General features: G+C 47.5%; 19 protein-coding genes. 13 read left to right on the top strand and 6 right to left on the bottom strand.

Translation table 11 applies throughout. The features are described 5' to 3' along the window. Positions 1-960 precede the first annotated feature (960 nt). The 6 genes from FDZ78_RS13590 to FDZ78_RS14700 all read left to right on the top strand — a co-directional run bounded on the left by FDZ78_RS13590 (position 961) and on the right by FDZ78_RS14700 (position 6,311). Positions 961-1,686: a hypothetical protein gene (locus FDZ78_RS13590; protein WP_124075964.1), complete on the top strand. Its 726-nt coding sequence runs from the start codon at positions 961-963 to the stop codon at positions 1,684-1,686. After that, positions 1,683-2,147, top strand: a complete 465-nt coding sequence (locus FDZ78_RS13585; protein ID WP_124075965.1) for a hypothetical protein — start codon at positions 1,683-1,685, stop codon at positions 2,145-2,147. The genes FDZ78_RS13590 and FDZ78_RS13585 overlap by 4 nt, the downstream gene beginning before the upstream one ends. A 372-nt stretch (positions 2,148-2,519) precedes the next feature. Next, positions 2,520-3,293, top strand: coding sequence for an alpha/beta fold hydrolase (locus FDZ78_RS13580; protein WP_124075966.1), 774 nt, complete (start codon positions 2,520-2,522; stop codon positions 3,291-3,293). 15 nt (positions 3,294-3,308) lie between these two features. Continuing rightward, positions 3,309-4,892: a Mur ligase family protein gene (locus FDZ78_RS13575; protein WP_124075967.1), complete on the top strand. Its 1,584-nt coding sequence runs from the start codon at positions 3,309-3,311 to the stop codon at positions 4,890-4,892. A 36-nt stretch (positions 4,893-4,928) separates the two neighbouring features. Next, positions 4,929-6,128 (top strand): D-alanine--D-alanine ligase family protein, encoded by a 1,200-nt coding sequence (locus FDZ78_RS13570; RefSeq protein ID WP_124075968.1) that lies wholly within the window; start codon positions 4,929-4,931, stop codon positions 6,126-6,128. 6 nt (positions 6,129-6,134) lie between these two features. After that, positions 6,135-6,311, top strand: a complete 177-nt coding sequence (locus FDZ78_RS14700; RefSeq protein ID WP_161553583.1) for a hypothetical protein — start codon at positions 6,135-6,137, stop codon at positions 6,309-6,311. A gap of 30 nt (positions 6,312-6,341) precedes the next feature. Here FDZ78_RS14700 and rlmH read toward each other — a convergent pair whose 3' ends face one another. Beyond that, positions 6,342-6,815 (bottom strand): 23S rRNA (pseudouridine(1915)-N(3))-methyltransferase RlmH, encoded by a 474-nt coding sequence (rlmH, locus tag FDZ78_RS13565; RefSeq protein ID WP_107032637.1) that lies wholly within the window; start codon positions 6,813-6,815, stop codon positions 6,342-6,344. 26 nt (positions 6,816-6,841) lie between these two features. On the opposite strand from rlmH, the gene nadC reads away from it, so the two are divergent. Then, complete coding sequence (nadC, locus tag FDZ78_RS13560) at positions 6,842-7,690, top strand: carboxylating nicotinate-nucleotide diphosphorylase (RefSeq protein ID WP_107032636.1); 849 nt, start codon at positions 6,842-6,844, stop codon at positions 7,688-7,690. A gap of 18 nt (positions 7,691-7,708) precedes the next feature. On the opposite strand, the gene FDZ78_RS13555 is transcribed toward nadC, so the two are convergent. Continuing rightward, positions 7,709-8,350: an HAD family phosphatase gene (locus tag FDZ78_RS13555; RefSeq protein ID WP_107032635.1), complete on the bottom strand. Its 642-nt coding sequence runs from the start codon at positions 8,348-8,350 to the stop codon at positions 7,709-7,711. A gap of 227 nt (positions 8,351-8,577) precedes the next feature. Between FDZ78_RS13555 and purL the strand changes: the two genes are divergently transcribed. From purL to FDZ78_RS13535, 4 genes are read left to right on the top strand one after another with little or no spacing between them, the layout of a single operon-like run. Beyond that, a complete protein-coding gene (gene purL, locus FDZ78_RS13550) occupies positions 8,578-12,282 on the top strand; it encodes a phosphoribosylformylglycinamidine synthase (protein ID WP_137426215.1) in 3,705 nt (1,234 codons plus the stop codon). 39 nt (positions 12,283-12,321) lie between these two features. Beyond that, a complete protein-coding gene (locus FDZ78_RS13545) occupies positions 12,322-13,194 on the top strand; it encodes an electron transfer flavoprotein subunit beta/FixA family protein (RefSeq protein ID WP_123399766.1) in 873 nt (290 codons plus the stop codon). Positions 13,195-13,202: 8 nt separating this feature from the next. After that, positions 13,203-14,228, top strand: coding sequence for an electron transfer flavoprotein subunit alpha/FixB family protein (locus tag FDZ78_RS13540; protein ID WP_107032632.1), 1,026 nt, complete (start codon positions 13,203-13,205; stop codon positions 14,226-14,228). Between the two features lie 18 nt (positions 14,229-14,246). Next, complete coding sequence (locus tag FDZ78_RS13535) at positions 14,247-15,950, top strand: acyl-CoA dehydrogenase family protein (RefSeq protein ID WP_136408772.1); 1,704 nt, start codon at positions 14,247-14,249, stop codon at positions 15,948-15,950. Positions 15,951-16,130: 180 nt separating this feature from the next. Here the strand turns inward: FDZ78_RS13535 and galE are convergent, their stop codons facing one another. Genes galE through FDZ78_RS13515 form a run of 4 tightly spaced genes read right to left on the bottom strand, consistent with a single transcriptional unit; the run spans position 16,131 to position 19,716 of the window. After that, positions 16,131-17,162: a UDP-glucose 4-epimerase GalE gene (galE, locus tag FDZ78_RS13530; protein WP_136408771.1), complete on the bottom strand. Its 1,032-nt coding sequence runs from the start codon at positions 17,160-17,162 to the stop codon at positions 16,131-16,133. Between the two features lie 35 nt (positions 17,163-17,197). Then, positions 17,198-18,142 (bottom strand): GNAT family N-acetyltransferase, encoded by a 945-nt coding sequence (locus FDZ78_RS13525; RefSeq protein ID WP_107032629.1) that lies wholly within the window; start codon positions 18,140-18,142, stop codon positions 17,198-17,200. A gap of 28 nt (positions 18,143-18,170) precedes the next feature. Further along, positions 18,171-19,007, bottom strand: a complete 837-nt coding sequence (locus tag FDZ78_RS13520) for a 1-acyl-sn-glycerol-3-phosphate acyltransferase (RefSeq protein ID WP_168182087.1) — start codon at positions 19,005-19,007, stop codon at positions 18,171-18,173. Between the two features lie 31 nt (positions 19,008-19,038). After that, on the bottom strand, positions 19,039-19,716 hold the full coding sequence (locus tag FDZ78_RS13515; RefSeq protein WP_124075973.1) for an RluA family pseudouridine synthase: 678 nt from the start codon (positions 19,714-19,716) through the stop codon (positions 19,039-19,041). 103 nt (positions 19,717-19,819) lie between these two features. On the opposite strand from FDZ78_RS13515, the gene FDZ78_RS13510 reads away from it, so the two are divergent. Next, positions 19,820-20,221 (top strand): hypothetical protein, encoded by a 402-nt coding sequence (locus FDZ78_RS13510; RefSeq protein WP_123399777.1) that lies wholly within the window; start codon positions 19,820-19,822, stop codon positions 20,219-20,221. Between the two features lie 170 nt (positions 20,222-20,391). Then, positions 20,392-20,985 carry a Holliday junction branch migration protein RuvA gene (gene ruvA, locus FDZ78_RS13505; protein ID WP_107032625.1) on the top strand — a complete coding sequence of 198 codons (594 nt, stop codon included), beginning with the start codon at positions 20,392-20,394 and terminating at the stop codon, positions 20,983-20,985. Positions 20,986-21,026: the final 41 nt, after the last annotated feature.

Here is a 21,026-nt window from a genome sequence, read left to right as displayed (position 1 = left end):
AAGCAGTAAAGAGGGTGCAACTGGTTTTGATAATTTAAAAAGCATTGTATTCGAAAAATTTTCATTGAACATCGGTTCTGGCATGAGCCGATAAATCCAGAACCACGGTATCAGAAGTTGCCACAAAGGTAGCAATGACACATCAAAGAAATGTTGCAGAATCTCGGATAAACCTTGCAAAATTGCAGACGGTCCCAAAATAGATACTTGTGGCAAATGCAACCGTTCATGACCACCATAAATAAGCAAAATTCTATATGTCACCAGATTTCGAGATCGACAATGCAACAGGTAAAGCGACTGTCAAGAATTAATTGATACAATACACTATAAATTTCAGGTGTTTACGGCGCAATTATGCAATGTCATAAGCATCCGTTGTTCCGATGTATTGCACTTAACTAATTGATGTATAGATGACAATCTAAAATTATGTGTACTGAATATGTACTAATTGAGAAATTTAGTACAAGATAATAGTAAGTATTTAAGTTTAATTTGCAGGTGTTAGTTATTTTTAGTTCTATTCTTTTGCCTCGGTTTTCTTCTTTCGGCGGTCAGTATGTAGATAGATATAGGGGCTGGTAAAAAGAAAATCAGATAATGGCTTTTCTCTTTTGCCCAGCATATATTTATTGGTTTGGTTCAGTATAGATGTATATATCTATGACCAAACCAAACTTATTTTTGCACAAGCTATTGACACGAGCCATAAAAAGTTGTATCTTTGCGAATGATTGGAAGTATCCAGTCACGACATTTTGGAAAAATAAGAAGCGTTATGCGTATCTTGTAGTTTGAGAACGTAGGAAATTCACAAACATGTGCGAGAGAACCACTATTGTTACATCTGCACAAATGGTTTCCTATGACCTTCAAACTAAGACGTGGCATAGTTGGCTCACGTTTCTGCATTATAATTTAATCTTTCCATCGGGTCAATGGTGAACGTAATAGAATATGAATAAGCCACTAATTTTCGTGACACTACTGTCGCTCGGTTTTTCATTATCATCATGTCGTGATGATAATACCGTTTTCAATGAGCCTACTCCAATCAGAGCATACGAAACTGATGCTCAGATATTATCGCAGTTTGTGGATGTTGATAATGTCTCTGGGAGATTCTTCATTAATCCAGATAAAAAAATTAATGCCTCCGATTATATTGTCAACCGCAGTCGCGAGGAGCTTATGGAGGTAAGCTCGTTCAACAGAGAGAGGTTCATCGGTGAAATGGAGGAAATAAACGGTCTATTGTACTCCATCAAACGCTCAGGAATTGCAACCGCAATGATATATTCCACGGCTACCTCAAATACAATCATACAAGGAAGCAACACGGAGTTCATAGAAATAGAAAATTGCGGAATAACATCGATAGGTGGTAGCAATGTCGCCAATCTTACCGTAGATTCAAGGAGATGCGAATCAACGAGCTTTTACTCTCAAGAAGAGATGACGCTGAATGTTTCTGCAAGTAGTAAATCGTTGTTCTACTACTACCAGCTATCATTTGGCGATACTTCAAATCCAGATAAAGGGATCGTTGTTTTTTCGGGGATACGAAATCCCAGAGAGAATAATTCATATAGGATAATCTCAAAATTCGGCAATGGGTGGATGTCCATCGGGGGAGAAAACCTTATCGGCGACGGAATGTTGTCAGTTTCAGTTTCAAGATGAAATCAGTAGTAATCCCAGTTTTCGCTTGTATGTTGGCGGTTTTGTCGTCATGTGAAGGGCGTTCAGGCTATCTTGATGAAGGTCAGCAAACGACAGTGACAATGTTGACTGATGTCGAATGGCTTATGTCGTACGCCGATTATGGCTATGGTAGTGTAGAAACCTATGACGATGAAACTAGGATATATAAGTTTGACAAAACCGGCAAGGGTTGGTTTGCCAGCGGGTCGTTCACTGATATTTCTAAAAAAGACGATGTGAGCTATTATCAATGGACTTTCACAACAGAGAATTTTGTAGTCATATACATGACCGGACATTCCGTGGAGGGCTATTGGTATATTGAAAAATTAACGCCTAATGAACTTTGGGTACAATGGACGCAACAAGATCCCGTCCTACATCCGAATCAAGATAAAGATATATACAAATTCAAAGCTCGGAAAGTTATAAAACAATGAATGTGAACAAAATATTTTTATTATTACTATGTGCGATAAGCCTGTTTAAATAGGTAGAAAATCTTACAAATCAGTCAAATTTGCGGATTGGCTAAGTTGTTGATAATCATTGTAACTATCTATATTCAGTTATATTCTTTTTCCCCACGTTAAGTTATCCGTTGTTTCATTCAAGACACCTTAGAATCGCAACTTTCTTTGAGACTGTTGTCTGTGGAAGTGCTGATCAATGATATGTAATCCAAGAAAGGGGGTTCGGAAAAACACAACACAAAAAACTCGAAGGCGGTATTCTGACTACAAACTTTTTGGCTTGACAAGCATGTTTATTCATTGCTTTTTCATAATTTTGCAAGTCAATTAGCAATACAGATGGATAAGGAAATCATTTTTGACGAACGGCGATTCCATTTTACCGATAACGGTGACGGGACAGCCACGATTGTGCTCATGCACGGTTGGGGTTGCGATCATTCAACCCTTGCCTCTGTCGAGCGTACAGCTCTTGCCTGCGGTTATCGTGTGATAAATGTGGATTTCCCCGGTTTCGGACAGTCAGAAGAGCCGGAAGAAGTCTGGGGAGTTGAGCAATACACACGCCTGATCGAACATCTGATCTACAGTCTGTCGCTCAAAACACCGCCTGTATTGCTCGGACACTCTTTCGGAGGCCGTGTCGGTATCCTCTATTCCTCACGCAATCCTGTAGAAAAACTTATATTGGTTGATGCGGCTGGCATCAAGCCTAAACGCACATTCAGATACTACTGGAAGATTTACACATTCAAAACCTTGAAACGACTGATGTATCTGATATTCGGCCACGATGAAGCCGAACGCCGTCTTGACAAGCGGAGAGCAAAAGCCGGATCAAGTGACTATGCGGGGGCCTCGCCGATGATGCGCCGGATCCTCTCAAAAGTAGTAAATGAAGACCTCAGTGACAGACTGCCGATGATCAAAGCCCCCACACTTCTCATCTGGGGAGAGAATGACACTGCGACTCCGATCAGCGACGCCCGCAAGATGGAAAAACACATCCCCGGCGCAGGGCTGGTCTCTTTTGCCGGCTGTGGCCATTATAGTTTCCTTGATAATCCCGGCCAGTTTGCCGCTGTGTTGCGCAGCTTTCTAACCGCCAAATAAAATCAAAACAGAATCATGCTTGTATATATTACCATTATCATAGCTGTCATAGCACTTGTGTTTGAATTCAGAAGACAGCTAATGATGCTTCAGCAGAACTCCTATCGCAATGACCGCTACAGCCGCTGGCTTTCAACGTCACAAGACAGCACCTCCGCCATGCGTCTGGTCAGCGGAGCCGTATTACTGGCCTCTCTGTCAACTCTGACACCGGCAATATGGATCTCAGCAGGGCTCATATGCGCAGTGTCTCTGACAAACACAATCATCCTTGTCCGAAAGAAATACAAAAAACCGCTTGTGATGACCCGACGGGCCTCCCGCATACTGCTAACGATGCTTTTGCTGGCTGCAATACCCACTGTGATCTGCCTCTTTGTCTGCCAGGCTCAAGGAGCGTCACTGATATTTGTAGTTGACATCATCCTTGCCGCATTCTGTTTTTCACAGAGCTTTGCTCTTGTAGCAAACTGGCTGCTGAAGCCGGTCGAAGCCAATATCAATCGCAAATACTATCAGGATGCCGAGCGGATTCTACGCGGAATGCCAGATCTGAAAATCATCGGTGTGACCGGAAGCTATGGAAAAACAAGCACCAAACACTATCTCAACCGCATTCTTTCGGAGAAATATGATGTGATGATGACTCCGGGCAGTTTCAACACCACGATGGGTGTGATCCGCACCGTCAGAGAATATCTCAAGCCCTATAACGAAGTATTCATTGTTGAAATGGGGGCCAAGCAACCGGGCGATATCAAAGAAATCTGCGACCTGGTGCATCCTGAGATCGGAATCGTGACAGCGGTAGGCGAGCAGCATCTCGAATCGTTCAAGACCATTGAGAATGTGCAGCGGACAAAATTTGAGCTCATAGACTCGCTCCCGACTGACGGACTTGCTGTAGTCAACAATGATTTCCCCTTCGTTGCCAACCGCAAGGTTGACAACGTCAAGTGCATCCGCTATGCTGTAAGTGAATGTGGCCCGGCCGAGTATATAGCCGAAGATATACGATATTCAGCTCATGGCACCTCATTCACAGTAGTTACTCCAACAGGTGAAAAATTCGGATTTTCAACCCATTTGGTAGGCGAATGCAATGTATCAAACTTACTGGCCGCTATAATAGTAGCGTTAAGGCTTGAAGTTCCGATTGAAAAAATCCGCTATGCCGTCAATGACATCCAACAGGTGGAACACCGCCTGAATATGAAACGTACGCCCGGAGGTGTGACCATCATAGACGATGCCTTCAACTCCAATCCCACAGGGTCGAAAATGGCACTCGACGTATTGAAAATGATGACCGGCGGACGACGCATAATCGTCACTCCCGGAATGATCGAACTCGGAGAACGTCAGGAGGAACTGAATGCGAAATTTGGCGAATACATAGCCGGAGCCGCCGACATAGCCATCATAGTCGGGCACTACAACCGTGAAGCCATCATCTCTGGCATCAAGTCGACCGACACGACATCACTTGACGTGCACGCCGTCAACTCTTTCAGCGAAGCCCAGCAATTACTGGCAACAACCCTAAAACCGGGCGATACCATCCTCTACGAAAATGATCTCCCGGATACATTCAAATAAATAAAACACTCTATTCTGATTATACAACAACACAAAATGAAAACAAACATCGGAGTCTTTTTTGGCGGACGCTCTACCGAGCATGAGATTTCTGTTATCTCGGCATCGCAAGCCATGCATGCAATAAACCGCGACAAATATGACGTCACACCTATATATATAACTAAGCAGGGGCGGTTCTATACCGGCGATGCTTTATTTGAAATTTCCAACTACCGCAACATCCCTTCGCTGCTTGAAAAATGCACCGAAGTCTATCTGAAACCGATTTATGGCGACTATAATCTCTACCGCGCCAAAACCGGCGGACTATTCGGAGCCAAAGGCCCGGTCTGCACACTTGACGTAGCTATCCCCGTGCTCCACGGGACCAATGTTGAAGACGGAATTTTCGAAGGTGTGCTTGAAACAATCGGAATCCCATATGCCGGATGCGACACCCTTGCGAGTGCCAATGGTATGGACAAGATCACGATGAAAATGATTTTGCGCGAATCCGGAGTGCCCGTGATTGACTATGTATGGTTCACCGACAAGCAGTGGTTCAGTCAACGAGACGAGCTTATCGCAAAAATTGAAGAAAAAATCGGTTATCCGGTAATTGTCAAGCCCGCCAATCTTGGATCAAGCGTAGGCATCGGGCGAGCCGGCAATAGAGAGCAGCTTATTGAAAAGGTAGACATCGCCCAGAAATACAGCTCACGGCTCATTGTCGAGCATATGGTCGACAATCTAAAAGAAATCAACTGTTCTGTGCTCGGAGACTGCGATGAATATGAGTCATCAGTACTCGAAGAACCTATAAAAAGCGCTGAAATCCTTTCATATGAAGATAAATACATGGGAGGTACAAAAGGAGCTAAAGGCATGCAGGCATCACAGAAAAGAATTCCGGCGGAACTTCCGGCGGAAATGACTGATAAAATCCGCCACCTTGCCGGAGAGACATTCCGAGTGCTCAGCTGTCACGGAGTGAGCCGCATCGACTTCATTGTCGATGATGACACCAATGAAATATTTGTCAATGAAATCAACACAATACCCGGTTCTCTTTCATTCTATCTTTGGGAAGCCACCGGTCTGTCATTCGACAAGCTCATGGATCGTCTTGTACAGCTCGCTCTTAAACGCAAACGCGAACAAGGCCTGAAAACCGTCAGCTATGACCAAAACATCTTCTCTATGTCAGGTGGTGTCAAAGGTGGTGTCAAAGGAGCTAAATCACCCAAACACTGATCTGGCATGGGAAGCATCGGTTTCTGGATCGCATACTGCATCGGCTTCGGGATTCTCGGCGGAGGTCTCTATACATATATGTCTGGGCGCAAAAAACGCCGCTGGGCCCTTTTCATCAGAGCCACACTCATATATACAGCCTTTGCTCTGGCATTCGTGTGGCTGCTCTATAAAATAGCATAGATCTGCCTGAGTGCTCCGCTGCGGAGCCGTTCAATCATGATGATACGGCTCCCCGCGCATGATGGTCATGGCCCGGTAAAGCTGTTCGGCGAAAAACAGTCGCACCATTTCATGAGTGAAAGTCATCCGTGAGAGCGAAAGTTTGTCATCAGCCCTTGAATAGACCTCCTTTGAAAATCCATAAGGGCCACCGATGACGAACACCAGCCGCTTCAGACCCTGGATCATACGGCGTTCGATCATTCCGGAAAATTCTCTTGACGTGAATTCTTTTCCACGCTCGTCAAGAAGCACCACCACATCGCCCGGCTGCAAAGCCGCAAGGATAGCCTGACCCTCACGCTGTTTCTGGCTATCTTCCGAAAATGCTTTTGCAGCCTTGACATCAGGTATGACGCAAAGCTCCATCGGCATGTAGCGGTTACAACGCTTAAAATACTCCGCAATGCCGCGTTCTATGTAATCGGTTGAAGTTTTTCCGACTGCTATCAATGTTATTTTCATGAATCAATTATTTATTCTCCATCAATATGAAAACTAAAGACGAACTTATCGACGATCTTCTCAATCTTGCCTTTGCTGAAGATGTTGGTGACGGCGATCACACCACACTCAGCACCATCCCAGCAGAAGAACAAGGCAGGCAGCATCTTATAGTCAAAGAAGAAGGTATTCTCGCAGGCGTTGAAATAGCACGCAAGGTATTCGAAAAATTCGACCCTCAGTTGAAAATGACCGTATTCATCGAAGATGGCTCTCATGTAAAACCGGGCGATATCGCATTCGAGGTCGAAGGAAGCGTCCGTTCTTTGCTCCAGACTGAGCGCGTAATGCTCAACATCATGCAGCGCATGAGCGGGATAGCAACACAGACAGCCAAATACCAGCAGAAGCTCGAAGGCCTGAAGACCAAAGTTCTTGATACCCGCAAGACCACTCCCGGCATGCGTATGCTTGAAAAAGAAGCCGTGCGTATCGGAGGCGGTTGCAACCACCGCATCGGGCTCTTTGACATGATCCTTATCAAGGACAACCATGTTGATTTTGCCGGTGGCATTCCGCAGGCTGTGAGTGCGGCTCGCAAATATCTTGCCGAGAAAGGCAAAGATCTGAAAATCGAGATTGAAGTCCGCAACGAGGACGAAATCCGCCAGGCTCTTGAGGCGGGAGTCGACCGCATCATGCTTGACAATTTCACCCCTGAGCGCACACGCGAAGCAGTGAAACTCATTCACGGACGCACCGAAATAGAATCATCAGGAGGTATCACCCTTGACACCCTCCGCAGCTATGGCGAATGTGGTGTAGACTTCATCTCAGTCGGAGCACTTACCCACTCTGTCAAAGGCCTTGACATGAGTTTCAAAGCGATGAAATAGCCATATGACGGCAAAGGGTCATTCTGACACCCTTGCCGCCTGCATATCATCAATACTGAAGCCTGCAAAATCATCAATGATTTTGTGGGCTTTTCCGTTGATGCGTTCACGCGAATTGGTTGTGGCAAGCCCGATTACAGTCGCCCCCGAACGGCGTCCGGCCTCAAGCCCCTGCATCGAGTCTTCAAACACGAAACAGTCCTCGATAGGCACTCTGATCATAGATGCGCCTTTCAGATAGCCTTCTGGATCCGGCTTGCTGTTGGTTACCAGCCCGGCTGTAACAAGTGCGCTCACCATTTCTTTCAACTCAGGATGAGCTTTGAACAGATAGCTCATCTTGACCTCATCACTACTGGTCACAATGGCAAACGGAATTTCTCGCTCAGAAAGGATATGCAGGAATTTTTCCACCCCCGGAATCCAGGGATAAGTCATGTTTTTTTCAAATTCGTGCAGTTCTCTGACAATGCCATCGCGCTCATCCTCCGGAAAGCCTTTAAGAATCTCTGCCAGAGTAGTGCCCTTTATATCGTATGCGAAAGTTTCGCCGCCGACGTTGTAGCGACGTCCCATAGCACCCCAGAATTTAGTGTATTCTCCCTCGCTGTCGACGAGGACTCCGTCAAGATCAAAAAGCACACCTGTTTTTCTTTCCATATTATCAAAGTCTATTAAGAAGCAATAAAAAATCTATTATTAATTCAATGCGGTGTCATCACAACAGTTATGAGCTACACGCATGAGGGTACAAAGGTACAACAATTTCTCAAATTCAACGCTTGGTTAAATGAGAGATTTATTGTAACTTTGCCGTGGGCTACTTTATTTCAGGGAGCGCCCACAAACACCACGATTTCACACCAATCATTGCATATAACAACACTATGGTCGTATTTTTCAAAAAAGGTGCCAACCTTATTTATGCCGTAGAGACTACCCACAAGTTCTCTGACTCAGAAAAAGAGAAACTCGCGTGGCTCTTCGACGGTGCTTCTCCCCTCTCTTCAACTTCGGTAAAAGGGCGATTCATCGGTCCAAGAAAAGAAATGATAACTCCGTGGAGTACCAATGCGGTAGAGATCACCCAGAATATGGGAATCGAAGGAATTACCCGAATCGAGGAATTCCACAAAGTCGGATCAGGCGAACCATCATTTGACAAAATGCTCTCCCGCCTTTATGACGGACTGAACTCCAAAGTGTTTACCACCAACAACACAGCCGCTCCAATAGAGCGTATAGCCGACATCACGGAATATAACAAGCGTGAAGGTCTGGCGCTGAGCGTTGAAGAAGAAGATTATCTGCGCGACCTTAGTGCACGACTGGGACGCCCGCTCACAGACAGTGAAGTTTTCGGTTTCTCTCAGGTCAACAGCGAACACTGCCGTCACAAAATTTTCAACGGCTCTTTCGTTATTGACGGCGAGGAGAAACCGCTTTCATTATTCAAGCTTATCAAAAAGACATCTCAGGTCAACCCCAACAAGCTTGTTTCGGCTTACAAAGACAATGTGGCATTTGTAGAGGGCCCCACTGTAGCTCAGTTCTACCCTACACATCCTGAACGCTCCGACTACTTTGAAGTACGCGACCTCAAAACTGTCCTCTCGCTCAAAGCCGAGACTCACAACTTCCCCACAACAGTAGAGCCGTTCAACGGCGCAGCTACCGGCAGCGGCGGTGAAATACGTGACCGTCTCGGCGGAGGACGCGCCAGTCTGCCATTGGCAGGCACAGCTGTGTATATGACATCATATCCCCGGCTCGGAAACTACCCTTGGGAACTTATGATGAACCCTCGCGCCTGGCTTTATCAGACTCCCGCCGAAATCCTCATCAAAGCCTCTAACGGCGCTTCTGATTTCGGCAACAAGTTCGGTCAGCCCCTCATCTGCGGCTCCCTCCTGACATTCGAGCACGATGAAAACGGCAAAATGTATGCCTACGACAAGGTGATCATGCTTGCCGGAGGTGTAGGCTATGCAGCAGCCAAAGACGCTATCAAGGGAACTCCCGAAGCAGGTGAAGCTGTTGTGGTGATGGGTGGTGACAACTATCGCATCGGCATGGGTGGCGGCGCAGTCTCGTCTGTGGAGACCGGCCAGTATGCTTCCGGCATAGAACTCAATGCCGTGCAACGTGCCAACCCGGAAATGCAGAAGCGCGTCTCAAACGTGATCCGCGCATTGGCTGAGAATGACAACAATCCGATTGTTTCAATCCACGACCACGGCGCAGGCGGTCATCTCAACGCCCTGTCGGAACTCGTTGAAGAAACTGGCGGACGCATCGAAATTGACGCACTCCCTGTAGGTGACAAAACACTCTCGTCAAAAGAAATCATTGGCAACGAAAGCCAGGAGCGCATGGGCATGGTTCTCAAGAAAGAAGATATTGACTATGTCCGCACTATCGCAGAACGCGAACGCGCGCCGATGTACGTGGTCGGAGAAACCACCGGCGACCATCGCTTCGTATTCGAACAGAAGGATGGCGTGAAACCGATCGACCTCGCCATGTCTGACATGTTCGGTTCATCACCCAAGACCACACTCACCGACTCGACTGTCAAGACTGCATATACTGACGGCGAATACAACGAAGATGACATCGATCGCTATGCGGCATCCGTGCTTTCGCTTGAAGCCGTAGCCTGCAAAGACTGGCTCACAAATAAGGTAGACCGCTCGATCACCGGCAAAATAGCCCGTCAGCAGTGCCAGGGTGAAATACAGCTTCCTCTGAGCGACTGCGGCGTAGTAGCCCTTGACTATTCAGGCACCAAAGGTATCGCCACCTCGATCGGCCATGCTCCTCAGGTAGCCTTGATTGATTCAGCAAAGGGTTCTGTAATCGCAGTTGCCGAGGCTCTGACAAACATTGTAGCCACTCCTCTCAGCGATGGCATAAAAGGGCTCTCACTCAGCGCCAACTGGATGTGGCCTTGCAAAAACCCCGGAGAAGACGCAGCTCTCTACCGCGCGGTTGAAGCTTGCTCCGAATTCGCCTGCGAACTTGGAGTCAACATCCCCACCGGAAAAGACTCTCTGTCGATGACCCAGAAATACGGAGCCGACAAGGTCTATGCCCCCGGCACCGTCATCATTTCAGCCGCCGGCGAAGTAAGTGATGTCCGCAAGACTCTCAGCCCCGTGCTCGGAAAGAAAAACTCTATCCTTTATTATATAGATTTCTCATCCGACTCTCTTAAGCTCGGAGGATCGGCACTTGCACAGACCCAGGGCAAACTTGGATCAGAAGCTCCGACCGTATGCGACACCAAGAAATTTGTCACTGCTTTCGAGACGGTGCAGACCCTTGTCAAGCGTGGCAAACTCATGGCTGCCCATGACGTATCTGCCGGAGGTCTTCTGACCACACTCCTTGAAATGACATTCGCCAATACCGACGGAGGCATCGAATTTGACACCACCGGATTCGAACAGCTTGGAGAATCAGATCTTGTAAAGATTCTCTTTGCAGAGAACCCGGCTCTTGTAGCACAGGTTGAAGCATCGAAAATCGCATCTGTCGATGAAATTCTGACAAAAGCAGGTGTGCGCTTCTGCCATATCGGTGCTCCCACCTCTGAACGCACTCTGATCATCAGCCACAATGGCACACAGCGCCTGCTCGGAATCGACTATCTCCGTGATGTATGGTTCCACACCAGCTACCTCATGGATGCACTCCAGAGCGGAGAGAAATGTGCCCGCAGCCGATTTGAGAACTACAAAAAACAGCCTATCCGCTATCGTATGCCCGCCGGTTTTGACGGCAAGCTCGCATCAAGAGGCATCGCACTGCGCCGTGACGGTCATGGAGACCGCGTCAAAGCGGCTATTATCCGCGAAAAGGGTGTCAACGGCGACCGCGAGATGGCCTATTCGCTCTATCTTGCAGGCTTTGATGTCAAGGACGTTCATATGACCGATCTCATGAGTGGCCGTGAGACTCTGGAAGATGTCAACATGATAGTGTTCTGCGGCGGCTTCTCCAACTCCGATGTACTCGGTTCGGCAAAAGGATGGGCCTCAGGCTTCCAATGGGATGAAAACGCCAAACGCGCACTCAAGAACTTCTTCGCCCGCGAAGACACACTCTCACTCGGCATCTGCAACGGTTGCCAGCTTATGATCGAACTCGGTCTGATCAATCCCGAACACCCGAAAAAGACCAAGATGCTTCACAATGACAGCCACAAATTCGAATCTCAGTTCCTCGGCGTAAGCATTCCGGCCAACAACTCCGTAATGCTCGGCTCTTTTTCAGGAAGCAAACTGGGCATCTGGGTTGCTCATGGCGAAGGCAAATTCAACCTGCCAATGGCTATGAGTGACTACAATGTTGTGGCCAAATACAATTACAGCGCTTATCCCGGTAATCCCAACGGCTCACGTGCATCTGTAGCCGGCATCTGCTCAGCCGACGGCCGTCATCTAGCCATGATGCCACACCTCGAACGCGCCATCTTCCCCTGGCAGTGCGGCTACTATCCGGCAAGCCGTCGCGCCGATGAAGTCACACCGTGGATCGACGCCTTTATCAACGCCCGCAAATGGGTAGAAGATAAAACTAAGAAATAATTACCTATCTAATAACCCTATAGTCAAACAAACCAAATTATGAGTCTTAACATCATCGTGCTCGCCAAACAGGTGCCTGACACCCGCAATGTGGGCAAAGATGCAATGAAAGAAGATGGCACAATCAACCGTGCGGCATTGCCGGCCATCTTCAATCCCGAAGACTTGAACGCCCTTGAACAGGCGCTCCGTCTCAAGGATGCCAACCCCGGTTCGACCATCACATTGCTTACAATGGGCTTACCGCGCGCGTCAGAAATAATCCGCGAAGCCATCTATCGCGGAGCCGACAGTGGAATAGTACTTACCGACCGTGTGCTCGGCGGAGCAGACACTCTTGCCACTTCCTACTCCCTCGCTCAGGCAGTCAGAAAGTTCGGCAAATATGACATCATTCTCGGTGGCCGCCAAGCTATCGACGGTGACACGGCTCAGGTTGGTCCGCAGATTGCCGAAAAGCTCGGAATCCCTCAGGTGACATATGCCGAGGAAATCATTGAACTTAAAGACGGCTATGTAACAGTAAAACGACGCCTGGAAAACGGCGTTGAAACCGTCAAAGCGCCTCTGCCTTGCGTGGTGACTGTCAACGGATCTGCTCCAGCATGCCGCCCGCGCAATGCAATGAGAGTCCAGAAATACAAATATGCAGTCTCTCCCAGCGAAGCTGCAAAACTCAGTGACAGCCAGAAGGCCCTTCTTGAGAAGCGCCCATACCTCAATCTTAAGGAATGGAGCGCGGCTTATGTCGACGCCGATCCGGCACAGATCGGTCTGCCAGGTTCTCCGACAAAGGTCAAGGCTATTGAAAACGTGGTCTTCACAGCCAAAGATTGCCGTGTACTCTCTGACAATGACGCTGAAATCGAAGATCTCATCAAGGAACTCATCACTAATCACACTATCGGATAAGCAGCACTATGGACCAGAATAATTTAATAGTATATCTCGAATTCGAGGACGGTCGCGTTGCCGATGTCAGCCTCGAACTTCTGACCAAAGGCCGGGTGCTCGCTTCACGACTCGGCGTTAAGCTTGAGGCAATCGTTGTAGGAGACAACCTTGACGGCGTTGAAGAGCAGGTATTCCCTTATGGTGTAGACCGCCTTTATAAAGTATCGGACAAGCGTCTCTATCCTTACACTTCCAATCCTCACTCCGCAGTCCTTATAAACCTTTTCCGCGAAATCAAGCCCCAGGCCTGCCTTATGGGAGCCACCTGCATAGGCCGTGACCTCGGTCCCCGTGTCAGCTCATGTCTGCACAGCGGTCTGACAGCAGACTGCACCTCTCTGGAAATCGGCGATCACACTGATCCAAAGACCGGCAAGGAATACAAGGACCTCCTTCTTCAGATTCGCCCTGCATTTGGTGGCAACATCGTTGCTACAATCGTCAACCCGGAATGCCGCCCGCAGATGGCCACCGTGCGTGAAGGCGTGATGAAGAAAGAAATTTTCGATCCCGCCCACAAAGGTGAAATCGTTGAACTCGATGCCGCGAAATATGTATCTGACGAAGATTTTGTAGTTGAAATTCTCGACCGCCATATTGAAAAATCGAAAATCAACATCAAGAACTCCCCCATCATTGTAGCCGGAGGTTACGGAGTAGGTTCAAAAGAAAATTTCCAGCTTCTCCACGAACTCGCCGACACACTCGGTGCAGAAGTCGGAGCATCACGTGCTGCCGTCGATGCCGGATTTACCGAACATGCCCGTCAGATCGGACAGACCGGTGTGACTGTACGCCCGAAACTCTATATCGCCTGTGGCATCTCCGGTCAGATCCAGCACATCGCCGGCATGCAGGACAGTTCTATCATCATCTCAATCAACAATGATCCCGCAGCCCCTATCAACACTATAGCCGACTATGTCATTACCGGCAATCTTGAAGAAGTGGTGCCCAAGCTGATCAAATATTACAAGAAAAACTCCAAATAACACGGTAATTCTATAGCAATGGCTAACTTTTATACAGATAATCCCGATCTCAGACACCATCTTACCCATCCTCTGATGGAGAAGATCGTGGCTTTGAAAGAACGTAACTATACCGATGCCGAGAAATTCGACTATGCACCGCTCGACTATGCCGATGCTCAGGACAGCTATGACAAAGTTCTTGAAATCGTAGGCGAAATATGCGGCGACATCATCGCACCGAACGCAGAGGATGTCGACCACCAGGGCCCGCGAGTTGAAAACGGCCGTGTCATCTATGCTGACAAAACACAAGAGAATCTCGATGCCTGCCGTAAAGCAGGTCTGATGGGCATGGCAATGCCCCGCCGTTACGGAGGTCTCAACTTCCCGATCACTCCCTATATCATGGCTGCCGACATTGTCAGCCGTGCCGACACAGGCTTCGAAAATCTCTGGGGCCTTCAGGATTGCGCCGAGACCATCTATGAATTCGCTGACGAAGCTCAGAAAGAAAAATTCATCACCCGCGTATGCCAGGGAGAGACCATGTCAATGGACCTTACAGAACCAGATGCCGGATCTGACCTTCAGAGTGTAATGCTAAAGGCCACAGAACAGCCTGACGGCACATGGCTGCTCAACGGCGTGAAGCGCTTCATCACCAATGGTGACAGCGACATTCACCTGGTACTTGCCCGCTCAGAAGCCGGCACAAAAGACGGCCGTGGTCTCTCGATGTTCATCTATGACAAGCGTGACGGAGGTGTTAACGTTCGCCGTATCGAAAACAAGATGGGTATCAAGGGATCTCCCACTTGTGAGCTCACATATAAAAATGCAAAAGCCGTTCTCTGCGGATCACGCCGTCTCGGCCTCATCAAATATGTGATGGCTCTCATGAACGGAGCTCGTCTGGGTATCGCCGCACAGAGTATCGGCGTCAGCGAACTCGCTTACCGCGAAGCTCTCGCCTATGCCCGTGACCGCAAACAGTTCGGTAAAGCCATCATCGAATTCCCGGCTGTCTATGAAATGCTGTCGGTGATGAAAGCCAAACTTGACGCATCCCGTTCGCTTCTCTATGCCTGCGCCCGCTATGTGGACATCTACAAGATCTATGACGATCTGGCAAAAGAACGCAGCCTTACTCCTGAGGAACGCAAGGAGTCGAAGTATTACAGCCGCTTGGCCGATGCCCTCACTCCGCTGGCAAAAGGCATGGGCAGCGAATATTGCAACCAGAATGCTTATGACTGCATCCAGATCCACGGCGGTTCAGGCTTCATGAAAGATTATGCCTGCGAACGTCTCTATCGTGATGCTCGTATCACATCAATTTACGAAGGTACTACCCAGCTGCAGGTTGTGGCCGCTATCCGCCACGTCACTACCGGGACTTACCTTAACCTGATCAACGAATACAATTCAGAGGAAATCAAGCCCGAGCTCCAGTCTCTCAAAGACCGTCTGGTTGCCATGACCGAACGCTATGCAAAAGCCGTAGAGGCTGTCACTGCAGTTGAAGATTCGGCCTATGGCGATTTCATGGCCCGCCGTCTGGTTGAAATGGCCGGTGTGATTGTGATGAGCTATCTGCTTCTTCTTGATGCCAACCGCAATGAAAGCTTCAAGCGCTCAGCGGAGATTTACACAAATCTTGCCGAAGCAGAAGTCTGCAAGCATGCCGATTTCATTGCCAATTTCAAACCGGCTGAAGTAGAAATATATAAAGTAGACTGATTTTCACCTACTACTAAAAATACTGAAGTCCTGGAAGAGCGACAATTCTTCCAGGACTTCTGCTTTTCTACTGAATTGTTCAAAATTGGCGGCTCACGTCATTTCACATGACATACGCCGCCAGGGTCAGTATATGATAATACTTAGCTTATTCGTCTGTTTTGAATCCGACAGTTGATTTTACATCACACCGCGTTCTCTCAGTTTCAACTGCCATGCCCATGCCGAGCGCATGGTGTCAGCAAGTGTCGATGTGGCTTTCCAGCCCAGAACTTCATTGGCATAAGTCGGATTAGCCCAGACTTTTTCAATATCTCCGGCCCGGCGTCCAACAATTTTGTGGGGCACTTTCACTCCGGTAGCCTCTTCAAACACATTAATCAGTTCAAGTACAGAGACTCCGTTGCCGGTTCCAAGATTAAAGATTTCTATTTTGGCATCGCTTTTGTTTTCAAGCATGCGCTTTACTGCGATAACATGAGCCTTGGCAAGATCGACCACATTTATATAGTCGCGGATACAAGATCCGTCAGGTGTGTCATAGTCATTGCCGAACACGCTCAGTTCCTGGCGGATTCCGATAGCTGTCTGCGTCAGATAAGGGATCAGATTCTGAGGCACTCCGTTTGGCAATTCGCCGATCTCGGCTGAAGGATGTGCGCCTACCGGATTGAAATAGCGGAGGATCACACTTTTAAATGGCGCTCCGGCATTGATCACATCTGTGATAATCTCTTCAGAGATCTGCTTAGTGTTGCCGTAAGGCGATGTCGCTTTTTTGATCGGAGCCTTTTCTGTCACCGGATTTTCATCAGGCTCTCCATAGACAGTACATGACGAGGAGAACACAATGCCTTTCACTCCATTCGGCCCCATCAGGTCAAGGAGATTGAGAAGAGTGTTGAGGTTATTACGGTAATAGAGTATTGGCTTATGCATGCTCTCTCCGACAGCTTTTGATGCGGCAAAATTTATAATGCCTCTTATGTCCGGATAATCGGCAAAGAGTCTGGAGAGTGTCTGCATATCCGTGCAGTCTCCTTCAACAAAATCCGGACGGATGCCGGTAATACGTTCTATACCGTCAATCACTTCCCGGTTGGAGTTGGAGAAATCATCAATAATGACAACCGGATAGCCGGCTTGTTGAAGTTCCACAACTGTATGCGAACCGATATATCCGGTTCCGCCTGTAACTAAAATCCTATCCATTTGAATTTTGAATTTAAATTTACTATCGGATATTTTTATTCATCCTCTGAGAGAGGGTGATAAGTACCTATGTGACGCTGCTTCTTTTCTTCAAAAATATCGGAAATGGCAAAAAAGATACCGCTTTCTTCTACATCTCCGAATTCATCGTTTATAGCTGTACCGAACATTTTCATTGTCGGCGAAAGACTCATATAAGAATTGACCAGAGGAGGAATGTTGAATCCGAATTCTCTGACTGCATGGTTGAGAATCCGGTAATCTTCCTTGAATGTCCGTCCGGTAAATAGTCTGTCCATCGCTACAGAATCAAAGCTCTGGTTGAAAGGATGCAGTGGGCGAACAAGTTCCTCTGTATCCGGGAAATGTTTGTGAAGGAAATATAAGATCATATTCCGGCACTCACGATGATAATTCGGATACATGGTCATTTTTCCGAACAGATATTTGATTTCGGGGTAGACCACAGTCAGCGCCCCAAGCCCATCCCAAAGATTATCAAGAGCGAAGATTGCTTTGGCTCCGGCCTTTGATGACTGATATTCAAGTCTCACAAATGACCTTCCGAGTTCTATGGTGTAAGGGAGGTATTCATTTATAAACCTGTCTGAGAAATGAAACATGTGGCTTGTGGCAATACGCGGACGGCCCTGGGCATCCAGTCTGATGTCACGCCCGATTATAAATCTATAACCGCCAAGAATCTGTTTTGCTTCCGGATCCCAGACTATGAGCTGACGACAAGGAGGATCCATCAGATCAAACTCGTCGATATCGCAACTTTTGCCTGTGCCGCCACCAGCCATGCGGAATGCGATTTCACGAAGCCGTCCGACTTCGTTCATGACAGCCTGACATTCGCGGCCGTCCACCACATATATTTCATTATTCCCTTTGTTGGTCGAGCGCAACAGCCGGTCACGGGTAAGTTCGCGCTCTATGAGCACGGGGTCAATAGGGTCTATTATTTTTTCGGTCATCTATCTATTATCAGTTCATATTCATTTTTCACTCCGGCTGACAGCGGTCTGTTTTATCGCACAACTTATAGACTGCTCTACGTAGTTCTTCAGCCTGAGCCTGTGAGTTTTTTCCGCCTCGCAGATCAGTCCAAGGCACCGTCTTCCCGATATGAATATCAAAGATGCAGCCGGCGCTTTTGAAGATTTCACGTGGCAGACAGATCATTTCGATATTGAATTTCAGACCAAGACGGACTCTTAAACGCGCAAATTTATAAAAAAATTGGGAATTATGACCACTAAAATATACCGGAATTACATTTCGCTTATGCAAAATGGCTTTGTTCACCACCATTTTGTGCCATTGCAGGTCTGAGATGGTGCCGTCATCTCTTTTTCTCGACACCAGACCAGCCGGAAACATGATCACCGGCATGTCTGACGCAAAGGCCTCGTCAATCTGTGCTGCGGCTGAACGTGACTGGTCGCCATGCTTATTGACCCCTACGAATATATTACGTAAAGGTGTAACGAAATCCAACAGATCGTTCACCACAAAGCGTATGTCTTTCCGGCCTCCATACTGACTGGAAACCATGTCGGCAAGAATCATGCCGTCAAGACCTCCAAGCGGATGATTTGAAACGATAACCACACGGCTGTCAGAAGCAGGAAGCGATCCATGCACATTATACCTAACTCCAAGGTCTCCGATAACCCCGCGGCAGAAATCCACCCCATCAAGTGATGCATTGTTCTGAAGCAATTTGTTCAGGCCATCCTGGCAGATGTAATTCTCAAGTTTTCGGATGACCCATCGGGGGATAAACGGATAATAGGCAGAAACGCGCTGGCGCAACACTTCATCCAGATCTATTTTCATGACAGATGGCTGAACAGACATATAGACAATCTCAACTTTCAATGTTAGAAAATGCCTGCCACAGAGGATCCGCAGGAAGCGGTGCGGTCACATCTATCACATCGCCTGAAACCGGATGTACAAACTTGATCCGACGAGCCATCAGAGAGATAGATCCGTCTGGATTGCTGCGTTTGTCGCCGTATTTCAAATCACCTTTTATCGGGCAACCTATGGCTGACAGCTGGACCCTGATCTGATGCTTGCGCCCGGTCTCAAGTTTCACTTCAATCAGATTATAGCGGTCTGAACTGCCAAGAAGCCTGTAACTGAGAATCGCCTTTTTTGAGTTTTTCTTTTCTGTCAGCGACGCATAGCTCTTGTTGTTACGCTCGGTAGTAGTGATATAATGTTCCAGACGACCTTCTGGCGATGCCGGTATATTACGGCTTAATGCCCAGTAAGTTTTTTCGACATCGCCATTACGGAACATTTCATTCAGACGAGTCAGAGCTTTTGAAGTTTTGGCAAATACGACAAGGCCGCCAACCGGGCGGTCCAGACGATGAACCACTCCACAGAAAACATTCCCAGGCTTATCATATTTCTCCTTCAACCAAATCTTTAGCGTTTCAACCAAAGGCTCATCTCCGGTTTTGTCACCCTGGACAATCTCACCCGGAGCTTTATTTACTATTATAATATGATTATCTTCGTAGACAACTTGCATCGCAATTACGATTTTATTTTGCCACAAAGTTAGATATTTTTGGCCATATATTAAAAAAAGAGTAATTTTGCACTCCACATTTACCAATCAAATCATTTTTTTCATGAAACTTATCCGTTATGTCGCTTTCGTGGCTGTAGCAGTCATGATGGCAATGACAACTGCCTGTGGCAGTTCTGACAAGGCTCTCGATCTGGCCGTAGAAGAAATCAACAAACAGCTTGAAGGACAGAAAATGCCCGGCATCGAAAAGATGAGCCTTTCAGCCGATGAAGGCTACATCGTTTACAATTATGTCGTAGATGAAGATCAGGCTGATCTCAGCGTAATGAAAGAATCTGCTGCAGAGCAGAAAGCACAGGTAAAGGCACAGGTAATCAGTGCTCCTGCCCAACAAAAATTTGTCCAGCTCGTGAAGCTCTCTGACCGCGGTATCAAATTTTCTTATAAAGGCAACAAGAGCGGCGACAGCTACGAGATCGTATTTGAAAACGACGAGCTTTAATCAGCTCCTTGACTGACCGAACCAATCGGCTCCGTGACATCACCAGATTTAATTCCGGCATGTCTCAGAGCCGATTTCTTTTATCTTAACCTCCTCTCAGGCCCTACAATTGCATGTCTTGGCTTTTTAATGTAACTTTGCAGACAAACATAAAATAATATTCCGCCAAAATGTTAGAATACATAAAAGGGCCGGTCTCCGAGCTCACCCCCACATATACCGTGATCGAAGCCGGCAACATAGGCTACATGCTTAATATCTCGCTGGCTACATTTGAGGACATCCAGCGTTCAACCGGAGAAATCAAACTGCTCATACATGAAGTGATCCGCGAAGATGCACATGTACTCTATGGCTTTTTTACTTCACAAGAACGTGAGATGTTCCGTTTGCTCATCGGTGTTTCCGGAGTTGGTCCGAACACCGCTATTCTTATTCTCTCATCCATGCCTGTCACCGGACTGGAGTCTGTCATCAATTCAGGTGACCACAATACGCTCAAAAATGTCAAGGGCATAGGAACAAAGACAGCTCAAAGGATAATTGTTGATCTGAGGGATAAAATAAAACCCACAGACGATACGTTATCTTTACAGTCCAACTCATCCGGCTCTTTCGGAGAAGTGTATGAAGAAGCACTTGCCGCTCTGACAGCCCTTGGCTTTGTCCGGCAGCAGTCACAGAAGGTCCTGAAAAGGATTTTCGATGCTGACCCTGCCGTCAAAGTCGAAACGGCGATAAAAAAAGCATTGAGCATGATGTAGAGATTCGGACACTAACCGGAATTCATCATAGCGACACAGTC

Source organism: Duncaniella sp. B8, from assembly GCF_005304985.1.
GTDB lineage: Bacteria > Bacteroidota > Bacteroidia > Bacteroidales > Muribaculaceae > Duncaniella > Duncaniella muris.
Note: the sequence above shows the minus strand (reverse complement) of the source record. Positions and strands in the feature narration are given on the sequence as shown.

Excerpts from the sequence above, each read along its gene's own strand:
- FDZ78_RS13590 (WP_124075964.1), top strand. The coding sequence starts at position 961 with ATGAATAAGCCACTAATTTTCGTGACACTACTGTCGCTCGGTTTTTCA.
- FDZ78_RS13585 (WP_124075965.1), top strand. The coding sequence starts at position 1,683 with ATGAAATCAGTAGTAATCCCAGTTTTCGCTTGTATGTTGGCGGTTTTG.
- FDZ78_RS13580 (WP_124075966.1), top strand. The coding sequence starts at position 2,520 with ATGGATAAGGAAATCATTTTTGACGAACGGCGATTCCATTTTACCGAT.
- FDZ78_RS13575 (WP_124075967.1), top strand. The coding sequence starts at position 3,309 with ATGCTTGTATATATTACCATTATCATAGCTGTCATAGCACTTGTGTTT.
- FDZ78_RS13570 (WP_124075968.1), top strand. The coding sequence starts at position 4,929 with ATGAAAACAAACATCGGAGTCTTTTTTGGCGGACGCTCTACCGAGCAT.
- FDZ78_RS14700 (WP_161553583.1), top strand. The coding sequence starts at position 6,135 with ATGGGAAGCATCGGTTTCTGGATCGCATACTGCATCGGCTTCGGGATT.
- rlmH (WP_107032637.1), bottom strand. The coding sequence starts at position 6,815 with ATGAAAATAACATTGATAGCAGTCGGAAAAACTTCAACCGATTACATA.
- nadC (WP_107032636.1), top strand. The coding sequence starts at position 6,842 with ATGAAAACTAAAGACGAACTTATCGACGATCTTCTCAATCTTGCCTTT.
- FDZ78_RS13555 (WP_107032635.1), bottom strand. The coding sequence starts at position 8,350 with ATGGAAAGAAAAACAGGTGTGCTTTTTGATCTTGACGGAGTCCTCGTC.
- purL (WP_137426215.1), top strand. The coding sequence starts at position 8,578 with ATGGTCGTATTTTTCAAAAAAGGTGCCAACCTTATTTATGCCGTAGAG.
- FDZ78_RS13545 (WP_123399766.1), top strand. The coding sequence starts at position 12,322 with ATGAGTCTTAACATCATCGTGCTCGCCAAACAGGTGCCTGACACCCGC.
- FDZ78_RS13540 (WP_107032632.1), top strand. The coding sequence starts at position 13,203 with ATGGACCAGAATAATTTAATAGTATATCTCGAATTCGAGGACGGTCGC.
- FDZ78_RS13535 (WP_136408772.1), top strand. The coding sequence starts at position 14,247 with ATGGCTAACTTTTATACAGATAATCCCGATCTCAGACACCATCTTACC.
- galE (WP_136408771.1), bottom strand. The coding sequence starts at position 17,162 with ATGGATAGGATTTTAGTTACAGGCGGAACCGGATATATCGGTTCGCAT.
- FDZ78_RS13525 (WP_107032629.1), bottom strand. The coding sequence starts at position 18,142 with ATGACCGAAAAAATAATAGACCCTATTGACCCCGTGCTCATAGAGCGC.
- FDZ78_RS13520 (WP_168182087.1), bottom strand. The coding sequence starts at position 19,007 with ATGAAAATAGATCTGGATGAAGTGTTGCGCCAGCGCGTTTCTGCCTAT.
- FDZ78_RS13515 (WP_124075973.1), bottom strand. The coding sequence starts at position 19,716 with ATGCAAGTTGTCTACGAAGATAATCATATTATAATAGTAAATAAAGCT.
- FDZ78_RS13510 (WP_123399777.1), top strand. The coding sequence starts at position 19,820 with ATGAAACTTATCCGTTATGTCGCTTTCGTGGCTGTAGCAGTCATGATG.
- ruvA (WP_107032625.1), top strand. The coding sequence starts at position 20,392 with ATGTTAGAATACATAAAAGGGCCGGTCTCCGAGCTCACCCCCACATAT.